This is a genomic window from Stenotrophomonas sp. RIT309 (assembly GCF_000632045.1).
GTDB lineage: Bacteria > Pseudomonadota > Gammaproteobacteria > Xanthomonadales > Xanthomonadaceae > Stenotrophomonas > Stenotrophomonas indicatrix.
In genome coordinates, this window is record NZ_JFYS01000017.1 from 61,795 (window position 1) to 83,408 (window position 21,614).

Genomic DNA, 21,614 nt, shown 5'->3' on the forward strand with positions numbered 1-21,614 from the left:
CATGACGCCGCCTGATTTCCCGCAGGACCCGCTGCAGCGCTTCCATCCCGCGACGCAGGCCTGGTTCCGTGCCGCGTTCGATGCCTCCACGCCGGTGCAGGATCAGGCCTGGTCGTCGATCGGTGCCGGGCAACATACCCTGGTCATCGCGCCAACCGGATCGGGCAAGACACTTGCCGCATTCCTGCATGCCATCGACCAGCTGTTCGCCGAGCGTGATCGGCAAGCGCGCGCAGCGCCGTTGGCCAAGCCGGTGCGGCGAACCCGTGTGCTGTACCTGTCGCCGATCAAGGCGCTGGGCAGCGACGTGCAGCGCAACCTGCAGGTGCCGCTGCAGGGCATCACCGACGAGCGCGCCCGACGCGGCGAGCCGGCGGTGCAGCTGACCGTCGCATTGCGTACCGGCGATACCTCCAGCAGCGAACGTGCAGGCCTGGTGCGGCGGCCGCCGGACATCCTGATCACTACGCCCGAGTCGCTGTACCTGATGCTGACCTCGCAGGCACGCGAGATCCTGCGCGATGTGCAGACCGTCATCCTCGATGAAATCCATGCAGTGGCCGGCGGCAAACGCGGTTCGCATCTGGCGCTGAGCCTGGAACGGCTGGATGCGCTGCTGCACGAGCCGGCGCAGCGCATCGGCCTGTCGGCCACGGTGCGGCCGGTCGACGAGGTGGCGGGCTTCCTGGGCGGCGACCGCCCGGTGAGCGTGGTCCAACCCGGCTCGGCGCGGCAGCTGCAGATGCGCATCGTGGTGCCGGTGGAAGACATGTCCAGCCTGACTACGCAGGGCACGCCCGGGGAGCGCGACGGCGGCGCGCGGATCGGCTCGATCTGGCCGCACGTGGAGGCAAGCATTCTCGACAACGTGCTGCGCCATCGCTCGACGATTGTCTTTGCCAATTCGCGTGGCGTAGCCGAAAAGCTGACCGCACGCCTGAACGAGCTGCACGCCGGACGCAGTGGCGAAGACGGCGCAATCCGTGGCGATTCGGGTAACGGGTTGGCCTATGGCTCTTTCACCGGCAGTACGGTCAACCGGGTCTCCGCTGCGCCGGCACTGATTGCACGCGCGCATCACGGATCGGTCTCCAAGGAGCAGCGCGGCGAGATCGAGCAGGCGCTGAAATCGGGTGCACTGCGCTGCGTGGTGGCCACGTCCAGCCTGGAGCTGGGGATCGACATGGGGCTGGTCGACCTGGTGATACAGGTGGCCGCGCCGCCGTCGGTGGCCAGCGCCCTGCAGCGCGTTGGTCGCGCCGGCCACCAGGTGGGTGGCATGTCCCGCGGTCTGGTGTATCCGCGTACGCGGCGCGACCTGATCGATGCCGCTGTGGTGGTGGACAGCATGCTGGCCGGACGCATCGAGGCCATCGCTCCGCCGCGCAACCCGCTTGATGTGCTGGCCCAGCAGACGGTGGCGGCGGTGGCGATGGAGCCGTGGCAGGCCGATGCCTGGTATGCGCGGGTACGCCGTGCCGCGCCGTACCGCTCACTCCCGCGCAGTGCCTTCGACGCGGTGCTGGACATGCTTTCCGGCCGCTATCCGTCCGAGGATTTCGCCGGCTTCCGGCCGCGGCTGGTATGGAACCGGCAGAGCGGTGAGCTCAGCGCTCGCCCTGGTGCGAAGCAACTGGCGGTTACCAGCGGCGGCACCATTCCCGACCGTGGCATGTACAGCGTGGTGCTGCCTGAAGGAGAAGAGCGGGCCGGATCGCGCCGCGTCGGTGAGCTGGACGAGGAGATGGTCCACGAGTCGCGGGTGAATGATGTGATCACGCTGGGCGCGACCTCATGGCGGATCGACCAGATCACCCACGACCAGGTGGTGGTGACGCCCGCACCCGGACGTTCGGCGCGCCTGCCGTTCTGGCGTGGCGAAGGTGTCGGCCGCCCTGCCGAACTGGGACAGGCCATCGGTGCGTTTCTCGCCGCGTTGGAGGCGCACATCGATAGCAGTGACACCCCGGCGACGGCGCTGCACGCACGCCTGCAGGCCAGTGGCCTGGACGCCAACGCGATCAGCAACATGCTCGGCCTGGTCGCCGAGCAGCGGCAGGCCACGGGCGTGCTGCCCACCGATCTGCGCCTGGTGGTGGAACGCTGCCGCGACGAGCTGGGCGACTGGCGGGTGATGCTGCATTCGCCGTATGGCCGCCGCGTGCATGATCCGTGGGCATTGGCGGTGGCAGCACGATTGCGCGAACGCTGGGGCATCGACCCGGCCGTGGTCGCCAGCGACGATGGCATCATCGCGCGGATTCCCGACAGTACCGGGCGCGTTCCGGGGGCGGACATGTTCGTGTTCGAACCGGAACGGTTGCGCCGCACGATCACCGCGGCGGTCGGCCATTCGGCACTGTTCGCGGCGCGCTTCCGCGAGTGTGCCTCGCGCGCACTGCTGTTGCCGCGTCGCACGCCGGGGCGTCGATCGCCGCTGTGGCAGCAGCGCCTGCGCGCCGGCCAGTTGCTGGAAATCGCGCAGGCCCATGCGGAGTTCCCGATCCTGATCGAGACCGCCCGCGAGTGCCTGCAGGATGTCTACGACCTGGATGCGCTGGACGCGCTGATGCAACGCGTTCAACGCGGCCAGGTGCAGTTGCTGGACGTCGCGACCGAGGTGCCTTCGCCGTTCGCGGCCAATCTGCTGTTCGGCTATGTCGCCGAGTTCATGTACGAGGCGGACGTGCCGCTGGCCGAGCGCCGCGCCTCGGTGCTGTCACTGGACAGTGGCCTGCTCGCCGAGCTGCTGGGCCAGGTAGACCTGGGCGAACTGCTGGATGCGGGGGTGGTCGATCAGGTTGAACGTGAACTGCAGCGGCTGGAACCTGCGCGCAGGGCCCATGGCATGGAAGGCGTGTCCGACCTGCTGCGCGAGCTGGGACCGTTGCCTGCATTGGACCTGGCGCTGCGCCTGTCCGATCCGGAATGCGTGGAAGTGCACCTGGCAGCGCTGCAGGCGCAGCAGCGCGCCATCCCGGCTTCAATTGCCGGCCACACGCAGTGGGTCGCCGTGGAGGACGCCGCACGTGTGCGCGATGCGTTGGGTACGGCGCTGCCGGGCGGGCTGCCCGAGGTGTTTCTTGCAGGCATGCCCGATCCCCTCGGCGATCTGCTGGCCCGCCACGCACGTACGCATGCGCCCTTCACCAGCAGCGCGCTGGCCAAGCGGTTCGGGCTGGGTGTGGCGGTGGTCGACGGCGCGCTGGAAAGGCTGCAGGAGCAGGGGCGGGTGCTGCGTGGCAATTTCGGCGCAGCGCGGCGACAGCAGGGAAATGAGCGGGTGCATCCGTCGCCGGACGTAGTGCACGAATGGGTCAGCGAAGATGTGTTGCAGCGTCTGCGCCTGCGTTCGCTGCAGGCCGCACGTGAAGCCACCCGGCCGGTGCCACCGGCAGCCTATGTGCGCCTGCTGCTGGAGGGGCAGGGGGTATTGCTGGAAGGCGGCGCCGGGCGTGCCCGCAATGGTGCCGTTGCGGCCATGCTTGAGGGCAGCGACGGCGTTGCCCGTGTGGTCGAGCAGCTGGCGGGGTTGCCGCTGCCGGTTTCGGTCTGGGAACACCAGGTCCTGCCGACCCGGGTGCGCGATTACGCACCGGCCCTGCTTGATGAGCTGCTGGCCACCGGCATGGTGCTGTGGGCCGGGCACGGGCGGCTGGGTGACGACGACGGCCTGGTGTCGCTGCACCTGCAGGAACATGCCGCTGAAACGTTGCCGCTGCTGCCGGAAGCGGATCCGGCGCTGCGTACACCGATGCAGGACGCCATCGTGAAGGTCCTGGCCGATGGCGGTGCCTACTTCGCGCGGCAGCTGGCCACGCAGGTGCAGTCACGCCTGGCCGGCAGTGCGGCGGCGGCCGAGGACTTCCAGCTGGCGCTATGGCAGCTGGCCTGGAGGGGCGAAGTGAGCAGCGACCTGTGGTCGCCGTTGCGGGCCCTGGCCGGTGTGCGCCAGCAGCGGGCGCGCGTTGCGTCGGCCTCGCGGCGCACGCGGGGTTTCCGCTTCATGCCGACGCTGGACGCGTGGGCCACGGCGCTGGACCCGGCCATTGCCAACGGGCCGACCCTGGCGGGGCGATGGTCGTTGCCGCCCCGCGAGCGCAGCAACGACACCGTGCGGGCGCTGGCGCTGGGCGAAAGCCTGCTTGATCGCTACCGGGTGGTGACCCGGGCGGCGGCAATGACCGAAGCGGTAACCGGTGGGTTCCCTGCACTGCAGCCTGTCTATCGAGGCATGGAAGATGCCGGGCAGGTCCTGCGCGGCCGCTTCGTGGCGGGGCTGGGCGGTGCACAGTTTGCAGATCGCGGCACCATCGACCATCTGCGCGAGCTGTCCGAGCGTGTGCCGCGTGAGCTGTCGGTCGTCGCGCTGTCAGCGCTGGATCCGGCCAATCCCTTCGGCAGCCTGCTGCCGTGGCCGCAGCCGGTGGCCGGTGCACGTCCGCTGCGGCGTTCCGGTGCGATGGTGGTGATCGGCAACGGCCGGTTGCTGCTGTACCTGGCGCAGGGCGGGCGGCAACTGTCCAGCTGGATCGAGGGCGGGGCAGAGGATGCGGCCAATACTCTGGTTGCCGCTGCACAGGCCCTGGCGGTGGCATTGCGCCGGGGGCGGCGCCTGTCCTTCACCCTGGAACGGATCAATGATGTGCCGGTGCATCGCGGCGCGCTGGTGGACGCGCTGCGGGCCGCAGGCTTCAGCAACGAACCGCGCGGGCTGGGATGGAACGGCTGAGCGCGGCGGAATCACCTCGATGAATGCTCACTCCGTGGGGCCTGGCCCCGGATCGGACTGCCGGACTGTGATGCAGTTCGTTACGCGCCTGCCCCGGTGGCCGCAGAGTCCGGGTAGTGTGGCGATCGTGCACGTTGCGCAGACGGTTCTTCACTCGACAGGAGACTCACATGAAGCTGTTTTCTGCTGTGCTGCTGTCCCTTCTTTCGCTGCAGGCATCGACGGCGCAGGCGGCCGACGCTATGCGTTCGCCCCTGCTCGGCCGCTGGTCGCTGGAGATCGCCACTTCCGCACTTCCTGAGGCGCAGCGGCCGCAACAGGTCGTGCTGGAATTCAAGGATGCCGGTGCGGGCAGGTGGAGCTCGCACGTGGACATCGTCCTGCATGACGGCAAGACCATGAAATCCGACGGTACGCTGGCACTGGATGGCACGCCTGCGGCGTTGACCGGCAGCTACGGCGCCAACCAGGCAACGCTGAAACTGCCGGCGCCGAATACGCTGGTGATGCAGCTGGTCGATCATGGCGCGCCGGCGTCCACCCGCGTGTACACGGTGGCCGCCGATCGTTCAACGATGACCGAGACCAAGGCCTTCTTCGGCCATGACGGCACGCCGATCCTGCAGACCAACCTGTTCAAGCGGTTGCCGTAGTGATGTGATGCAGCGGCACCCACAGAAGCGTGCTCTGCGGGTGCCGTTGCTGTTCTGTCATGCCGCGGCGGGATCGCGCTTGCCGGTGTCGATGCCGTACCGGTCGATCGCCTGCTGCAGCAGGCCCCGTTCCACATGCCCGTCATCGGCCAGGGCCTTCAGTGCCGCCAGTACGATGAAGTGGCGATCGATTTCGAAGAACGTGCGCAGCGATTCGCGTGTATCCGAGCGGCCAAAGCCATCGGTGCCGAGTGCGATGAAGCGCCGGTCGTTGATGAAGGGGCGGATCTGGTCGCCGACGATCTTCATGTAATCGGTTGCCACCACCACCGGGCCGGCATGGTCCTGCAGGCACTGCTGCACGTAGGGAACGCGCGGCTCGTCGGCCGGATGCAGCAGGTTCCAGCGCTCGGCAGCCAGGCCATCACGGCGCAGTTCGGTCAGGCTGGTGGCACTCCAGACATCGCTTGCGATGGCGAAATCCTGCTGCAGCAGATCGGCGGCGGCCAGCACCTCGCGCAGGATCGAGCCACTGCCCATCAGCTGCACGCGAGGCTGTGCCGTGCTGTCGGCAGCGGCGGGACGCAGCAGATGGAGCCCCTTCAGGATGCCGGCTTCGGCGCCGTCAGGCAGTGCAGGGTGCGGGTAGTTCTCGTTGAGCAGGGTGATGTAGTAATAGATGTCTTCCTGGTCCACATACATGCGGCGCAGGCCGTCGTGGATGATCACTGCCAGTTCGAAGTTGTAGGTCGGGTCGTAGGACACGCAGCTTGGAATCACCGAGGACAGCACGTGGCTGTGGCCATCGTCGTGCTGCAGGCCTTCGCCCATCAGGGTAGTGCGGCCGGAGGTGGCGCCAAGCAGGAAGCCACGGGTGCGCGCGTCGGCCGCTGCCCAGGCCAGGTCACCGACGCGCTGCAGGCCGAACATCGAATAGAAGATGTAGAACGGAATCGTGGCCAGGCCGTGGTTGCTGTACGCGGTGCCCGCTGCGATCCACGAACAGATCGCGCCGGATTCGTTGATGCCTTCCTGCAGGATCTGGCCGTCCTTGGACTCCTTGTAATAGCTCAGCTGGCCGGCGTCCTGCGGGGTGTACAGCTGGCCCAGGAAGGAATGGATGCCGATCTGGCGGAACAGCCCTTCCATGCCGAAGGTACGCGATTCATCGGGCACGATCGGGATCACCAGCCTGCCCAGTTCGGGATCCTTGAGCAGGGTGGTGAGGATGCGTACGAAGCCCATGGTGGTGGATTGGCCACGATCACCGCTGCCCTGCAACTGGACGTTGAACGTGGACAGCGGCGGCAGCGGCAAAGGATCGACCTGGGTCAGCCGTGCCGGCAGCTGGCCGCCCTGCGCCTGGCGACGCTGTGCGAAGTAGAGCGCCTCAGCGCTGCCCGGTTGCGGGCGCAGGTAGGGCATCTCTTCCAGCTGCCCGTCGCTGACCGGCAGGTCGAAGCGGTCACGGAACGCACGCACCGCGTCGGCGCTCATCTTCTTCAGCTGGTGGTTGATGTTCTGGCCTTCGCCGGCCTCGCCCATGCCAAAGCCCTTCACCGTCTTGGCCAGCACCACGCTCGGGCGACCGCTGGTGTTCACCGCCTGCTGGTAGGCGGCGAATACCTTCTGCGGATCGTGGCCGCCGCGTGCCAGTGCCCAGATCTCGTCGTCGCTCATGTCCGCCACCAGCGCCAGCAGTTCCGGGTAGCGCCCGAAGAAGTGCTCGCGCACGTAGGCGCCGCTCTGCGACTTGAAGGTCTGGTAGTCGCCATCCACGCACTCCATCATGCGCTGGCGCAGCAGCCCGCTGTGATCGCGTGCCAGCAGCTCGTCCCAGCCGCTGCCCCAGATCACCTTGATCACGTTCCAGCCGGCGGCGCGGAAGGTGCCTTCCAGTTCCTGGATCACCTTGGCGTTGCCACGCACCGGTCCGTCCAGACGTTGCAGGTTGCAGTTGACCACGAACACCAGGTTGTCCAGGCGCTCGCGCCCGGCCAGCGAAATGGCCGCCAGCGATTCGGGCTGGTCCATTTCGCCGTCACCAAGGAAGGCCCAGACCTTGCGGCCCTGGTGCTGCTTCAGCCCCCGGTATTCCAGGTAGCGCATGTAGCGGGCTTGATAGGCCGCCGTCAGCGGGCCCAGGCCCATCGACACAGTGGGAAACTGCCAGAACCCGGGCATCAGCCGCGGATGCGGATACGAGGACAGGCCCTCGCGTCCGGCTTCGCGGCGGAAGTTGTCCATCTGCTCGGCACTGATGCGGCCTTCCACGTACGCCCGGCCGTAGATGCCCGGGGCCGAATGACCCTGGATGTAGATCATGTCGCCGTCGAAGGTTTCGGTCCGTCCACGGAAGAAGTGATCGAAGCCCACGTCATACATGACTGCTGCGGATTGGTAGGTGGCGATGTGGCCGCCGACATTGGAATGCCTGCCGGCACGCAGCACCATCACCATGGCGTTCCAGCGGATCATCGCGTTCAACCGCCGCTCGATGGCCAGGTCACCCGGGTAGGCGGGCTGGCGTTCGGGGGGGATCGTGTTGGTGTAGGCGGTCCACGCGCGGGTGTGCAGGTCGCCATGCTGCTGCACATCGAGTGCATCGAGCTGGTCCAGCAGATAGTGCGCGCGGGGGCGGCCACCGGCCTCAATCACCGCCTGCAGGGACTCGCGCCATTCGCGGGTTTCCTGCGGATCGGCGTCGAGAGGGAAATGTGCCTGGTTCATGCTGCGTCTCCAGAGAGCGCCGGTTCTGCACCTGCACGGCACCGCCGGCAGGGCGACAGCTCTGGAGCGGAGTCGCGCCGGCAGGTCCGTGGCGCGGGGGCGGCCGTGGTGGCTGCCGAGGAGACAAGCGTAGGCGCCGTATCGGCTGACCGGTAGACGGGCGACGATTGGGTCTGCGCGAACCTTCGCTTGGCCATGCAGCGCTGCAATGCGGATGTCATCGTTGGTGTGCACCCTGCTGGGTTTTCCAGCCTCGGGGTGGTTGGTCGGTTGTGAACAGCGTCAGGATCTGGGAGAAGAGCTACGCCTTGCGGCGCCGCCTGCTGCGTGGCTTCTTCCTTCGGCGTGGTTCACAGGCTGCCGATGCCGAGGACCTGGCCCAGGAGGTCTACCTGCGGCTGCTGCGCAGTACCGGCGAAGATGCCCAGGCGATCGAGAACCCCGAAGCCTATCTGTTCGCGGTGGCGGCCAACCTGGCGCGTGAACAGGCACGCTCGCGCTCCGGCCTGCCACAGATCGAGGACGTCGACCTGCTGGCCGAGGTACTGCGCAGCGAGGAGGACATCGAAGCTGATTTCGAGCGGGCACAGCGCTGGAGCGGAATCCGCGGCGCCATCGCGCAACTGCCGCCGACAACGCGGCGGGTGATGGAGCTGCACTATCGCGATGGGCTGGATTGCCGGCAGGTGGGGGCACAGCTGGATGTGTCGGTGCACATGGTGCGCAAGCACATCGGCAAGGGACTGGATGCCTGCAGGAAGGCGCTCGGCGCCGGGAAGGATGGATGAACCGGCAGGAGCCTGCAGCGGTGGATGACGAGGTGGCCGAGCAGGCCGCGCACTGGTTCCTGTGCAACCGCGAGGGTGACCTGAGCGCCGCTCAGCGCATCGAGTTCATGGCATGGATGAAGCGCTCTCCCGAACACATACGCGCGTACCTGCATGTCCTGCACGTGCACCGGCAGGTAGGCGCGGTGATGGTGGCGTACGGACAGGAGCAGGGGGACAGGGCCGCGTTGCCGGAGCTGCCGGCAACGGCGAAAGTCGTGCCGTTGTTTGCCGTACCGGTGCCCGTGCCGCGCGCCGTGCTTGCATCGCGATCACGCCGACCACTCTGGAGGCGGGTGGCTGCGGTGGCCTGCTGCCTGTTGCTGGTGGCCGGACTGGTGCCGTGGCTGACGCCTCGCGAACAGATGCTGATCGCCGGCCACGGGCAACTGCGTGAGGTGGTGCTGGCTGACCGGACGCAGGTGCGCCTGAACGCAGACAGCCGTCTGCGGGTGAACATCGGCTGGTTCAGCCGTCGGGTTGAACTGCTGAGCGGCGAGGCCACGTTCGATATCGCAGCGGATCGCCGGCCGTTCGAGGTGCAGGTTGGCGATCTGCAGATCCGCGACATCGGCACCGTGTTCGATGTCTCGCGCCGTTTGCAGAGTACGCGCATCGGCGTGGTGTCCGGCGAGGTGGAGGTCTGGACCGCCGGCAGCGGGCAACGACGGCTGGCGCAGCTGCCTGCCGGGAAGGTGGTCCAGGTCGATCACCGCAGCCATGCGGTGCAGCCATTGGAAATACCGATGTCCATGCTGCTGGACTGGCAGCAGCGCCGGGTGTCGTTCCGCGATGAGCGGCTGGACGAGGTGGCGGCTGCCTTCAACCGCCACAACCAGGTACAGGTGCGGCTGACCGATGACGCGGCGCGCGCGGCGCGCCTGTCAGGCAGCCTGGAGGCGCACCGGGTCGCAGCGCTGCAGGCATTCCTGCAGCGGGACGCGCGCTTCGTCATCCGCCGCGAAGCGGACACGGTGTGGGTGTCCAGCCGTTGATCGCGGTTCGGCGAAGCGCTGTCAGAAAAAATTCATCGAATCGGCGTTCTCCACTTCCGCCGATGCCGGCTCTTACTTGGGAGAAGCCGCCGTCGCATGCCGACGCGGTACCAGCAGTCCTCTCTCCTCCAAGGAACCGTGATGCGCAAGAAGCTCTATCTGTCGGTGGTACTGGCCTTGTCTCCCTGTCTGGGCGCGCATGCACAGGCGGCGTCGGCCAATGGGCTTGAGACCCGGGTCACCGCAGCGATCGCCGCGCAGCCGCTGAGCCAGGCGCTGGAGCAGCTGTCACGCAGCTCGGGCGTGCAGTTCCTGTATGCCGGCGCGGGCGCTGCACCCATGGCGGGCGCGGTACCGCGAGGAGCCACCGTCAAGCAGGCGCTGGACACGCTTCTGGCGGGCACCGGCCTGCGCTACACGGTGGTGGACGGCAACGTGATCGCCATCGACGCGGCACCGGTCTCGCGGGAAGGCCGGCAGGCCGCACCGGCATCGCGCCCACCGGAAGCGGTGGTGGCCCCGACCCTGGGCACGGTCAAGGTGATCGCCGCCCATGAGGTCATCGACCAGAAGAAGACCTCGCCGGTGATCAAGGATTCGGTGATCTACGACGAGATGGACAGCTATGGCGATGAGACGCTGGCCGAGAGCCTGATGGCCGCGCCCGGCCTGAGTGCGGTGGAAGATGCGGGCGAACCGCGTTACGTGACCGTGCGCGGCGTGCAGGCCAATCTCAACTACACGACCATCGACGGCATCGCGATCGCAAGCGTGGGCGGCAGTGGCTCCGGCGAGCGCATGAACAACCTGCAGCTGATTCCCAGCGACATCGGCACCCGCACCGACATCTACAAGAGCTTCAGCGCCGAGCAGGCACCGGATGCCATCGGTGGTGTGATCGACATCATCAGCCGCAGCGCCTTTGACCGCTCCGGCAAGTACGTGTTCGCCGACGTGGCCGGCATCCATTCCACGGCCGAGACCAATGTGGGGCGCAGCGCGGGGGGCGACCACAAGACCCTGGGTCACTTCGGCAAGAGCGCCAAGGCAGTGTTTTCCAACCAGTTCGGCGGCGACGATCAGTTCGGCATCGTCGCGGTCGCGCGCTACGAACAGCGCTCGCGCAACAGCGTCAAGCGCTGGGTGGAATCGAACTACTACTACAACGATGCCGGCAAGTACCTCACCGATGGAACCACCGGCCCCGACGAGGCGAAAGGCTGGAACGGCCTGCGTGCGCCGGGCAACTTCAGCACCGGCACCTACACCAACTACATCACCAACTTCGGTGGCTCGGCCAAGCTGGAATGGAAGCCATCGGACGACCCGTTCTATGCCTCGCTGCTGCTGTACTCGTACCGGTTCTACGAGAACTCGACGATGAACAAGACCGATCTGTATGGCAACGCCAAGTTCCCGATACGCAACCAGAGCGAGGACGGCGGCACCACCCAGATCAACAGCATCTACATCAAGAACCGCCACGACCGCTGGGACCGCAGCAACCGCGGCGCGATCGCCAGTTTCAACTGGGATATCGGTGACCTCTCGCGGCTGACCCTGCGTGCCGGCCACACCGAAGAGACCTTCCACAACAACCAGGTCTACTGGGGCGTGCGCGCCTACCCGAGCAACCTGTTCGTTGACTATGCCAACGACAGCCATGGTTTTCCGAACGCCGTGGGTGTTTCCGATTCCAGCCTGCTGACCAGCTCGGCGTTCAAGCTCAATCCGGCGCAGGCCTATATCTCGCCGCGCGACGCCAAGGAAAGCATCGACAACCTGCGCGCCGACTTCAGCTACAACATCGATGCCGATGCACGCGGTTTCGGTCTGGCTGCCGGTGCCGAGTATCGCCACCTGAAGATCTGGCAGGACATCGATTTCGATTACTACAAGACCAGCGCGACCTTGAATGACTATCTGTACCCGGGTTCGACCCTGCTTGGCAGCGTTCCCGGTTTCCCGTTGATCGACAACCGCAAGTGGCATGACGAGCTCTACCCGAAGCTGGGCAACAACGATGCGGCGTACCCGAATGCCGACTTCACCAGCGATTACAAGTACGTGGAAGACATTGCCAACGCCTACGTGTCGGCGCATTACGCCTGGGACCGGCTGCTGCTGATCGGCGGCCTGCGCTACGACCACACCACCTTCAATGCGTTCAGCCCGTTCAGTGAGGATGGTGGCACCACCTACACATCGGCATTCCGCAAGAGCAGTGGCGGCTACAACAACCTGCTGCCGTCGCTGAACGCCACCTTCAAGCTGAGCGAAGACCAGCGCCTGAGGTTCTCCGCCAGCCGCACGCTGGGCCGGCCGACGCCCAGCAACATCGCCCAGGCCACCAGCACCAGCTGCGGCGACGACGAGCTGGGCGGAGGCTTCTGCACCATCAAGCAGGGCAATGCCTCGCTGCAGCCGCGCCGCTCGACCAACCTCGATCTTGCCTGGGACCTGTACTTCAACGGCAACAACGGCCTGGTCTCGGTGGCGTTGTTCGACAAGGTCATCAAGGACGACATCTACACCCTGACCACGTTCGAGAACGTCGGCGACATCCGCTACCGGATCACCCAGCCGATGAACACAGATGAGTCGACGCTGCGCGGTGTCGAGTTCGCGGTAGCCAACCGCAACCTGCAGTGGGGCCGCCACCGCTTCGACATGTACCTCAATGCCACCCGCCTGGACGGGCAGACCAACTACCGCATCAGCGACGGCAGCGAGCGCCGCCTGGACCGCCTGCTGTACCAGCCGGACTGGTCGGTGAACGGCTCGGTGATCTGGCGCATGCCATGGAAGAGCTCGCAGCTGCGCGTATCCGGCACCTACCGCAGCCGGATGCTGGTCGACTTCGGCGATACCCAGTGGCTGGATTCGTACTACGACCCGTACATGACTTTCAACCTGGCCTTCAGCCACAAGGTCAGCAAGCACGTGACGCTGAAGTACGAGGCCAAGAACCTGTTCAACACCCAGCCGACCTACAGCACCGGTCCGAACGGGCGCTTCCGCACCGAGATCGATGACTACGGCCGCTTCTTCTACTTCCACATCATCTACAACTGAAGGCGACCGTCTTGGATACGATCAATCGCAGGCGCTTCCTTGCCCTGTCCGGACTTTCCGCATTGGGTGCGTGGGCCGGAACGGCCCGCGCGCTGGCCGCGCAGAACGATGTGGCAGCGCTGAATCCGCGCAATCTGCTCGCATCGCCGCGCTTTGCCAGTACACCGTTCACTCTCGGCGTGGCGTCGGGTGATCCGTCGGCCGACGGCGTGGTGCTGTGGACGCGGCTGGCCACCGAGCCACTGGTGTTCGGCGGCGGCATGCCAACCCGGCCGATGGCGGTGGCATGGCAGCTGGCCGCCGACGAGAGCATGCGCACCGTGGTGCGGCAGGGCACCGCGCTGGCCCACCCCGAGCTTGGCCATGCGCTGCACGTGGAACTGGATGGCCTGGCGCCTGGGCGGCCGTACTGGTACCGCTTCACCGTGGGAGGCCATGCCAGTGCGATTGGCCGCACCCGCACCCTGCCTGCGGCCAACGCACGGGTCGACCGCGTGCGCTTCGCGGTGGCCGGTTGCCAGCACTACGAGGAGGGGCACTACAGTGCATGGCGGCACATTGCCGAGGAGCCGCTCGACTTCGTGTTCCATTACGGCGATTACATCTACGAGGGCGAAAGCCAGCCTGGCGTGCGCAGGATGAACGGCCAGCCGTTCACCAACCTGCGCAACCATGTTGGCCCGCAGACCTACACGCTCGACGACTATCGCCGGCGCTACGCGCAGTACAGGACCGATACGGACCTGCAGGCCGCGCACGCCGCGTCGCCGTGGTTCGTCACGTTCGATGACCACGAAGTGGACAACAACTGGGCCGGCGCCGAGGACCAGGACGGCACGCCCAGTGAAGTGTTCCTGCTGCGCCGCGCACAGGCATTCCAGGCGTACTACGAGAACATGCCGCTGCGTGCTTCGTCGTTCCCGCGCGACGGCCATATGCAGATGTACCGGCGCGCGCGCTATGGCACGCTGCTGGACCTGCACCTGCTCGATACCCGCCAGTACCGCAGCAAGCAGGTGGACATCGCGCAGCGCGGGCAGGTGGAATCTCCCGAACGCAGCATTGTTGGCGCAAAGCAGGAGCAATGGCTGTTCGACGGCCTGGCCGACGCCGCGTCGCGCTGGCACACCATCGCCCACCAGGTTTCGCTGGGCAACTACCTGCGCGAGAAGGACGGCGTGGTGCAGGCCTCCGACGACCAGTGGTCCGGTTATCTGTCCAGCCGCCGCCGCCTGCTCGATCACATCCAGAAGGTGGGCTTCGGCAACGTGGTAACCGCCTGTGGCGATGCGCACCGCCACTATGCCAGCGACCTGGTGCAGGACAATGCCGATTCCGGGGTGATTTCCAGTGAGTTCCTGGCCACTTCGATCACGTCGGGCGCAGACGGGCAGGGCGTGGATGCCTATGCAGAGAACCAGCTGCGGCACAGTCCGCACCTGAAGGCGACGACGGACAAGCGTGGTTATGTGCTGTGCGACGTCACTCGTGATGCCTGGATCGGTGACATGAAGACGCTCGATACGGTCATGCAGCCGAACGGCGCGCTGCAGAGCTGGAAGCGCTATGCCGTGGAGCACGGCCGGCCGGGGTTGCAGGAGGCCTGAGCGGGATGTTCCACCCTGTGGAGCCGAGCACGCGCCCGGCTCCACGGAATCACTTTCAGCCGTGATCGAAGCGCAGCGGTTCGCTGTCCATGGCAGGGTCGCTGGTGCCAGGCCGGCCGTCTTCGGCACGTCCGGCGAGGCGTTGCTCGACGCCCTGCGAGCGCACGATCAGGTCGTACCAGCCTGCGGTTGGTGCGGGATCCCAGGCCAGTACGGTTGCCGCGCCGGCCACCAGCTGCAGTTCGCGGGTGGGCATGTGGCCGGCGTAGGCGCCGGCCTGCACCTGGACCTTCCGCGCTGAAGGCGATGGATTGCGCAGTGTCAGGCGCATCTGGCCGTCCGCGCGCTCCACGTGCGCGTGCAGCGGCGCGAGCGTGCCATCGCCGCGATAATGGCGATGGAATCCATTCGGTCCCAGCAGCCAGAGATCGTAACGACCCTGCGCATCCAGCGGCCAGCGATCCTGCAGCGGGGCACCTGGTACCACGGTGTAACGGCGCGGAACGGCGTCCAGGCGCAGGCGGTCGTAGACATGCAGCACGGCCCCGGCGCCATCGCTGGCCAGCTGCAGGGTGAGGCCAGCGCCATCCACCGATGTGGCCTGCACCTGCGGCCGATAGGGCAGTGCCCGTGCAGGACGTACGCCGGGCTCCTGGCGGGCCGGATGCAGGCCATCGGGCAGCGCGGGCACGGTACGGCCGGGCAGGGCGGCGGCGCGCGCGGCGACAGCGGTGACATCGGGCAGCGCCTTGGCGAAGGGGCGGGTGTCGCGCTGGGCGAAGTCGAAGGCGTTGCTCAGATCACCGCAGACCGCACGCCGCCACGGCGAGATGTCCGGCGCGGCGACGCCGAAGCGGCGCTCGATCAGACGCAGCACCGACGTGTGGTCGTACACCTGCGAGTCGACCCAGCCGCCGCGGCTCCACGGTGAAATCACATACAACGGTACGCGCGGGCCCAGCCCATAGGGGCGCCCGCGCAGCTCGGCGGCATCGTATTTCTCGTCGCCCGGTGCCGGGCGGTGGTGGTATTCGCCCTCGGTGCTGACCGCCGACGCGCCGGCCCAGCCGGCACCAAGCGGGGAGGGCGGTGCCGGTGGCGGCACATGGTCGAAGAAGCCATCGTTCTCATCGAACATCAGCAGCAGGGCGGTACGGCTCCACACCTCTGGATCGGCGGTCAATGCATCCAGCAGGCGCGCGGTATAGGCGGCGCCCTGCGCGGGGCTGGACGGACCGGGGTGCTCGCTGCCGGCTGCGTCGGCAATGATGAAACTCACCTGCGGCAGGCGGCCGCTGATCGCGTCCTCGCGCAGTTGCGGCAGGCCACGGGTACTGACGCCGCGCGCGCGCAGCTCCGGGTCATGCCCCGGGGCGCTGCGGTACGCCTGGCGGAAGGTCTCGAACCCGGCAAGCGGGTTGTCGGTGAAGTTGTCGGCCATGTCCTGGTAGATCTGCCAGGACACGCCGGCCTGCTGCAGCCGCTCGACATAGCTGGCCCAGCGGTACGAGTCCGGATGGCCGCCCAGCTCGGGGAAATTGTCGTGCGAATTGGCGATCACCGGGCCGCCTGCCTGGCCCTGGGCGTCGTTGTGGCCGGTCCACAGGAACACGCGGTTCGGGTTGGTGCCGGCCTGCATCGCGCAGTGGTAGGCATCGCACAGCGTGAACGCATCGGCCAGGGCGAACTGGAACGGCATGTCGCTGCGCTGGAAGTAGCCCATCGAATGGTTCTGCTTGGCCTTGGGCCAGTGCGCCATGCGCCCGTGGTCCCACGCCTGCTGTGCATCAGGCCAGGTGTGAGGCGTGCCTTCCACCCGCATGTAGCCGAAGTGCGCAGCGGTATCCAACGGAAAGGGGGCGATGGCGCGTTGTCCGCTGGCGTCGGGCTGCAGCCACAGGCTGCGCGGGCGGTCGCCACCGGGCAGCGGCGATGCCGGGGCAACGAAACGGTCACCGAAGCCACGCACGCCCGGCAACGTGCCGAAGTAGTGGTCGAACGAGCGGTTCTCCTGCATGAACACCACGATGTGCTGCAGGTCCTGCAGGCTGCGCGTGCGCGAGGCAGGGGCGATCGCTGCTGCCCGGGCGATGCTGGGCAGCAGCGGCGAAAGGCCGGCGGCGACGCCGGCCTGCAACAGTCGGCGTCGGCCGGTATCAGTCACAGGGTCACACTCACAGGTCCACGCGGAAGGAGATGCCGACGGTGCGCGGGGCGCCGATGAAGGCGTTGTCGCGGCCGTCCACCCCTGCAAGATAACGCTTGTCGGTCAGGTTGCTCACCACCAGGTTGGCGCCCATGCCCTTCAGGCGCGGCGACAGGCCCTGCAGGTCGAAGCCGATGTTGGCGTTGAACACGGTGGCCGAGGGCAGCTTGTTGACGTTGGCCGCATCCAGGTAGCGTTCGCCCAGGTAGCGACCGGACAGGCCGAAGTTCCAGTTCTCACCCTGCCAGTCGGCCGACACCACCAGGATCTGCTCCGGCTGGCCGATCACCTTGGCGCCATCGACGATGCCCAGCTGCGTGTCGCGCGCGTCGTTGCCGCTGCCCAGGTACTTGGAACGGTTGTAGGTGTAGGCCGCATTGATGCGCCAGCCATTGTCCCAGCCGTAGCCGAAGGCCGCTTCCAGGCCGTTGCTCTCCACGCCGCCGAAGTTCTCGTAGACGCCATCGGTCTCGCCGAGGTAGTCGATGCCGCTGACCAGACCGGCTGGCAGATACACGATGCGGTTGTCGAACTTGATGTTGTACAGGGTGACCGAGGCGGTCAGCGGCCAGCGGCTGATGCGCATGCCCAGTTCGATGTTGTCGGCGGTCTCCGGTTCGACGTTGCGGAAGCGCTGGGGATCGGTTTCACCCAGCACGCCGGACGGGATCGCGGCGAAGTTCTGCGAGTAGCCGGCGAACAGTTCCATGCCCTCCACACCCGGGGCCCAGGTGAAGCCGGTGGACAGCAGCGGATCGGACTTCGAGTCGGACTTCACATTCTCGGCGGCGCCGATAACGCGGCGGCGGGACTGGTCGACGAAGAACTGCTTTACGCCCAGGCGCGCGCTGAACGGGCCGAAGCGGGCCACGTCCTCGACGTAGTACATCTGCTCATCGACCTTGTACTTGTCCTCGAACTGCACCCAGTAGGGCTGGTGGTCGAAGGCGATGTCCTGGCCGACGTTGAGCAGGCGGTGCCAATCGCGGCGCACGGAACGGTCCAGCTTCTCCACCCACAGCCCGCCGCGCACGGTGTTGTCGATGGCGCCGAAGGTCTGCCGCCATTCAACGTCGGCGGTAACGCCCATGCGATCGTTGTCGTAGTGGGAGTGGCGGTAGGACTGCGCGCCCTGCACGTTGCCGGCGTAGCAGTTGGGGTCGTACTCGGCGCTGAAGCCGAGTCGCGGCGTGCAGCTGGCCAGGCGCTGGGCGGAACTGCCGTCGGGGTTCACGAAGTAGATCTGGCCGCGGTTGCTGCCACCGTAGACCGTCCTGCCGCCGAGGTACTCCGACTGCGGGCGACCGGCACCGTCGTCGTTGACGTCGGCCAGGTACGGCGGCAGCCAGTCACCGCGGCCCTGCATGCGGTGCCCGTAGGCGGCCATCGAGGCCTTGAAACCGTTGCCGCCATCGAAGGCCGCGCGCAGGTAGCCGAACGTGTTCTCGCGCAGTGCGCGCGAACCGGAACGGTAGTTCTGGTCCAGATACGGAATGCCGGTCAGGGTGCCGACCAGGCCGTCGCGGTCGGGGTTGGTGGCGAACCCTTTCGGCGAAACGCTGGTGTACTCCGGCTCGTCGGCATCGTTGTAGGACAGGTAGCCGGTCAGGGTCCAGCGGTCCAGCTCGGTGATGAACTTGCCGGCGATGTTGTCGTTGCTGGTGTGGCCGGTGCCGTCGATCCAGTCATGCACGCGCGCCGACGATGCGCTGATCCACGCGCGGGTGTGTCCTGCAAGCATGCCGGTGTCGTAGCGCACGTAGTACTTGCGCGCTTCATTGTCACCGGCACCCACCACCATGCGCAGTCGCTGCTCCTGCAGTGGGTCGCTGGTGAGGAAGTTCAGGGTGCCACCGAGTGCTTCGTTCGAGCGCGAGGAGATATCGGCCGTGCCCTGGCTCACTTCCACCGTTTCCAGGTCGAGCGTGTCGATGTAGCGGTTGGCCAGCGAGCCGCCGCCATAACCGGAACCACCATTGGGCAGGCCATCGATGGTGGTGCCGATCTGCTGGGTGTCGCGGTTGGTGACAAAGCCGCGCATGCTGATCTGCGTGCCCCACACCGAGGAACCGGTGGCATCGGCTTCGCTGACGACCACGCCGGGCACTTCGTTGAGCGCGCCATTGACGCTGCTCAACACGGTCTGCCGGTTCAACGTTTCCTGGCGCACCGAGGTCTTGGCATAACTGGTGGCCTGGCCGATCACCTGCACCTGGTCCAGGGTCCGCGCGTCGGCGCTTCGCGTATCGGCCACATCGCCCTGCGGTGCTTCAGCCAGGGCATCCAGTGCGGGAGCAATCAGCAGGGCAAGCAGCGAGATACGGGGAAAGCGCGCAATCGTTCGCATCGAAACCGGACCTTCAAGGGAGGAAAGTCCGGGAGTGTCGGCAGCGCCGATGACATGGCGGTGACGCGCAGATGCAGGGAGTGTGTTGTGTGACGGCCGGCAAGACCGGGGCATTGCTCAGTAGCGCGCGTCCTTGGGTTTCGGATCGCGCGGCCAGTCCTTGGCCTTGCCGGCGAAGTCCGGGCGCGGCTGGTTGATGAAGTAGCTGGCGATATCCACCGCGTCCTGGTCGGGCATCACCTGCTGGCCCAGTGGCGGTTCACGGGTCGTTGCCGGCGGCATGTTGTGCTTGACGAAGCCTGCGGCCTTGTACAGCCGCGCCATGCCGGCACCGATGTTGAAGCTGCGCTCGCCCCACAACGGCGGGAACGCGATATCGCCGCTGGCGTCGCGCCGGCCTTCGCCGTTGTCGCCGTGGCAGGCGGCGCACTGCGCGGCATACAGCGCCTGTCCACGTATCGGGTCCGGTGTCAGCGTGCTGTCGATCGGCCCTTCGCTGGGCGCGGCCACGCGCGCACCCTCTGGTACCGGGCGGCTCAGCCACGCCATGTATTCCAGCATCGCACGCATCTCCGGCGCGTCCTTGGCCAGCGGCTTGCCGTTCATCGAACGCTGCAGGCAACCGTTGATGCGCTCGGCCAGGCCGATTTCCCTGCCCGGTCGCGGCATGTAGCGCGGGTAGCTGCCGCCTCCGGTGTTCAGGTAGTGGTTGCCGAACGGTCGCTTGCCCTCGGCCATGTGGCACGAATTGCAGTTCAGATCGTTGCCGACGTTGTCCGGCAGCAGGCGTGCGGTCTCGTTGAGCAGGCGACGGCCGAACATCACCGCGTCGGCGTTGCCGAGGCTGGCGATCTCCTCGGCACTGGGTACGTGGTACTGGCCCACCACCTGGCCGTGGCTGTCGAGGATGTCCAGGGTCCTCGCGACTTCCGCGTCCAGGTCCGGGTACAGGTGCTGGTACAGCAGCGTGCCAGCACCGGCCAGCAGCACCGCAACGACCGCGCTGGCGATCAACACTGTCGAACGCTTCTTCGAACGCCTCATTGCGCCGTCTCCTGCGGGACCACATGCGCCGGCTTGTCACGCACCACCCGGCGCATGCGCGCTACGTCCAGTTCAGTGACCGCGCTGGCCTGGTTGCCCCAGCTGTTGCGGATGAAGGTGAGGATGTCGGCGAGCTGCGCATTGGGCAGCTGCTCGAAGCCCGGCATGGTGAATGCCATGCGGTCATGCGCGGTATGTGGCGTGCGCCCGCCGGTCAGGGTTACCTGCACCAGCGAGCTGGGATCATCGGCGAACACGATGGAGTTGCCCGCCAGGGCTGGGTAGACCCGTGGCATGCCGCGGCCATCTGCGCGATGGCAGGCCTGGCAGTGTTCGGCGTAGGCCAGCGAACCGGCCACCCGGTAGTCGCCGCCGCGCAGTGCGGCGGTAGTGGTGTCGGTGCCCGGCGTCCACTGCGCGCTGCGCCCTTCGCGGGCCGGCAGCTGCTTCAGGTACCGTGCCATCGCCAGCAGATCGGCGTCGGACAGGTACTGCGTGCTGTGCTCGACCACATCGGCCATGCCGCCGAAAGCCGCGGAGCGATCGGTGCGGCCGGTACGCAGGAACTCGACGATTTCGGCTTCGCTCCAGCTGGCCAGGCCGGTCTGTTCATTGCGCAGGTTCTTCGCATACCAGCCTTCCAGCACCGAGCCGGACAGGAACTGGCGGCTGCCATCGTCGGCCATCGCCTTTTCCTGGAAGGCCAGCCCACGCGGGGTATGGCACGCGCCGCAATGGGCCAGGCCTTCAACCAGTTCGGCGCCGCGCTGCTGGCCGGCATCCAGGGTGGGATCAGGGCTGAAGCTGCGCGGGCGTGCGAACAACAGCTGCCACCAGGCAAGCGGCCAGCGCATGTTTGCCGGCCACGGAATCGTGCTGTCGGCGTTGTCCTGCCGGACCGGCTGCACCGCACCCATGAAGTAGGCATACAGCGCCTTGATCTCGGCATCGCTGGCGATCACGTACGAGGCGTAGGGCATGGCCGGATACAGCGGCTGGCCGTCATGGCGGATGCCACGCCGCACCGCGCGCTCGAAATCGGCGTAGTCGTATGCGCCGATGCCGGTCTCCGTGTCCGGTGTGATGTTGGTCGAGTACAGCGTGCCCATCGGGGTCTGCATGCCAAGGCCGCCGGCGAACGGCCTGCCGCCCGGTGCGGTATGGCAGGCGGCGCAGTCGGCAGCACGCGACAGGTACCGGCCCTGTTCGATCAGGGCCGGGTCGTGGATGTCGACCTCGGCCTGTTGCGGTGGGGCGAACCAGTACGGTGTACTGCGGGCGATGCCGTAAGCGGCGGCCAAGGTGGCGGCCAGGGCAATGGCGAGCTTGAACGGGGTGCGCATGCCGGCACTGTGGCCATTCGTGCGATGGCGTTCATTGATCCGGATCAATGCTTTG

General features: G+C 67.0%; 11 protein-coding genes. 6 read left to right on the forward strand and 5 right to left on the reverse strand.

The window, feature by feature from the left end:
- Nucleotide 1 precedes the first annotated feature (1 nt).
- Together BW38_RS09395 and BW38_RS09390 are read left to right on the forward strand one after the other, a co-directional pair.
- The gene (locus BW38_RS09395) at nucleotides 2–4,732 is read left to right on the forward strand and encodes an ATP-dependent helicase (RefSeq protein ID WP_032976517.1); all 4,731 of its coding nucleotides are present in this window, start codon (nucleotides 2–4) and stop codon (nucleotides 4,730–4,732) included.
- Nucleotides 4,733–4,902: 170 nt separating this feature from the next.
- The gene (locus BW38_RS09390; RefSeq protein ID WP_032976518.1) at nucleotides 4,903–5,385 is read left to right on the forward strand and encodes a hypothetical protein; all 483 of its coding nucleotides are present in this window, start codon (nucleotides 4,903–4,905) and stop codon (nucleotides 5,383–5,385) included.
- Nucleotides 5,386–5,442: 57 nt separating this feature from the next.
- On the opposite strand, the gene aceE is transcribed toward BW38_RS09390, so the two are convergent.
- The gene (aceE, locus tag BW38_RS09385) at nucleotides 5,443–8,115 is read right to left on the reverse strand and encodes a pyruvate dehydrogenase (acetyl-transferring), homodimeric type (protein ID WP_032976519.1); all 2,673 of its coding nucleotides are present in this window, start codon (nucleotides 8,113–8,115) and stop codon (nucleotides 5,443–5,445) included.
- Nucleotides 8,116–8,387: 272 nt separating this feature from the next.
- On the opposite strand from aceE, the gene BW38_RS09380 reads away from it, so the two are divergent.
- The 4 genes from BW38_RS09380 (at nucleotide 8,388) to BW38_RS09365 (ending at nucleotide 14,619) form a co-directional block, all read left to right on the forward strand.
- Complete coding sequence (locus tag BW38_RS09380) at nucleotides 8,388–8,903, forward strand: sigma-70 family RNA polymerase sigma factor (protein ID WP_025878928.1); 516 nt, start codon at nucleotides 8,388–8,390, stop codon at nucleotides 8,901–8,903.
- Entirely contained in the window at nucleotides 8,900–9,937 is a 1,038-nt protein-coding gene (locus BW38_RS09375; RefSeq protein ID WP_032976520.1) for a FecR domain-containing protein, read from the forward strand. Before BW38_RS09380 ends, BW38_RS09375 begins: the two co-directional genes overlap by 4 nt.
- A 141-nt stretch (nucleotides 9,938–10,078) precedes the next feature.
- Entirely contained in the window at nucleotides 10,079–13,012 is a 2,934-nt protein-coding gene (locus BW38_RS09370) for a TonB-dependent receptor (RefSeq protein ID WP_032976521.1), read from the forward strand.
- 11 nt (nucleotides 13,013–13,023) lie between these two features.
- A complete protein-coding gene (locus tag BW38_RS09365; RefSeq protein ID WP_032976522.1) occupies nucleotides 13,024–14,619 on the forward strand; it encodes an alkaline phosphatase D family protein in 1,596 nt (531 codons plus the stop codon).
- A gap of 55 nt (nucleotides 14,620–14,674) precedes the next feature.
- Here BW38_RS09365 and BW38_RS09360 read toward each other — a convergent pair whose 3' ends face one another.
- From BW38_RS09360 to BW38_RS09345, 4 genes are all read right to left on the reverse strand, one after another.
- On the reverse strand, nucleotides 14,675–16,783 hold the full coding sequence (locus BW38_RS09360; protein ID WP_032976523.1) for a phospholipase C, phosphocholine-specific: 2,109 nt from the start codon (nucleotides 16,781–16,783) through the stop codon (nucleotides 14,675–14,677).
- Between the two features lie 10 nt (nucleotides 16,784–16,793).
- Complete coding sequence (locus BW38_RS09355; RefSeq protein WP_032976524.1) at nucleotides 16,794–19,172, reverse strand: TonB-dependent receptor; 2,379 nt, start codon at nucleotides 19,170–19,172, stop codon at nucleotides 16,794–16,796.
- 117 nt (nucleotides 19,173–19,289) lie between these two features.
- Nucleotides 19,290–20,216 carry a c-type cytochrome gene (locus tag BW38_RS09350; RefSeq protein WP_032976525.1) on the reverse strand — a complete coding sequence of 309 codons (927 nt, stop codon included), beginning with the start codon at nucleotides 20,214–20,216 and terminating at the stop codon, nucleotides 19,290–19,292.
- Nucleotides 20,213–21,559, reverse strand: coding sequence for a cytochrome c (locus tag BW38_RS09345; RefSeq protein WP_032976535.1), 1,347 nt, complete (start codon nucleotides 21,557–21,559; stop codon nucleotides 20,213–20,215). Before BW38_RS09345 ends, BW38_RS09350 begins: the two co-directional genes overlap by 4 nt.
- Nucleotides 21,560–21,614: the final 55 nt, after the last annotated feature.

What these genes read in the sequence shown, in the direction of transcription:
- BW38_RS09395 (WP_032976517.1), top strand. Translation starts at nt 2, where the DNA reads ATGACGCCGCCTGATTTCCCGCAGGACCCGCTGCAGCGCTTCCATCCC.
- BW38_RS09390 (WP_032976518.1), top strand. Translation starts at nt 4,903, where the DNA reads ATGAAGCTGTTTTCTGCTGTGCTGCTGTCCCTTCTTTCGCTGCAGGCA.
- aceE (WP_032976519.1), bottom strand. Translation starts at nt 8,115, where the DNA reads ATGAACCAGGCACATTTCCCTCTCGACGCCGATCCGCAGGAAACCCGC.
- BW38_RS09375 (WP_032976520.1), top strand. Translation starts at nt 8,900, where the DNA reads ATGAACCGGCAGGAGCCTGCAGCGGTGGATGACGAGGTGGCCGAGCAG.
- BW38_RS09370 (WP_032976521.1), top strand. Translation starts at nt 10,079, where the DNA reads ATGCGCAAGAAGCTCTATCTGTCGGTGGTACTGGCCTTGTCTCCCTGT.
- BW38_RS09355 (WP_032976524.1), bottom strand. Translation starts at nt 19,172, where the DNA reads ATGCGAACGATTGCGCGCTTTCCCCGTATCTCGCTGCTTGCCCTGCTG.
- BW38_RS09350 (WP_032976525.1), bottom strand. Translation starts at nt 20,216, where the DNA reads ATGAGGCGTTCGAAGAAGCGTTCGACAGTGTTGATCGCCAGCGCGGTC.
- BW38_RS09345 (WP_032976535.1), bottom strand. Translation starts at nt 21,559, where the DNA reads ATGCGCACCCCGTTCAAGCTCGCCATTGCCCTGGCCGCCACCTTGGCC.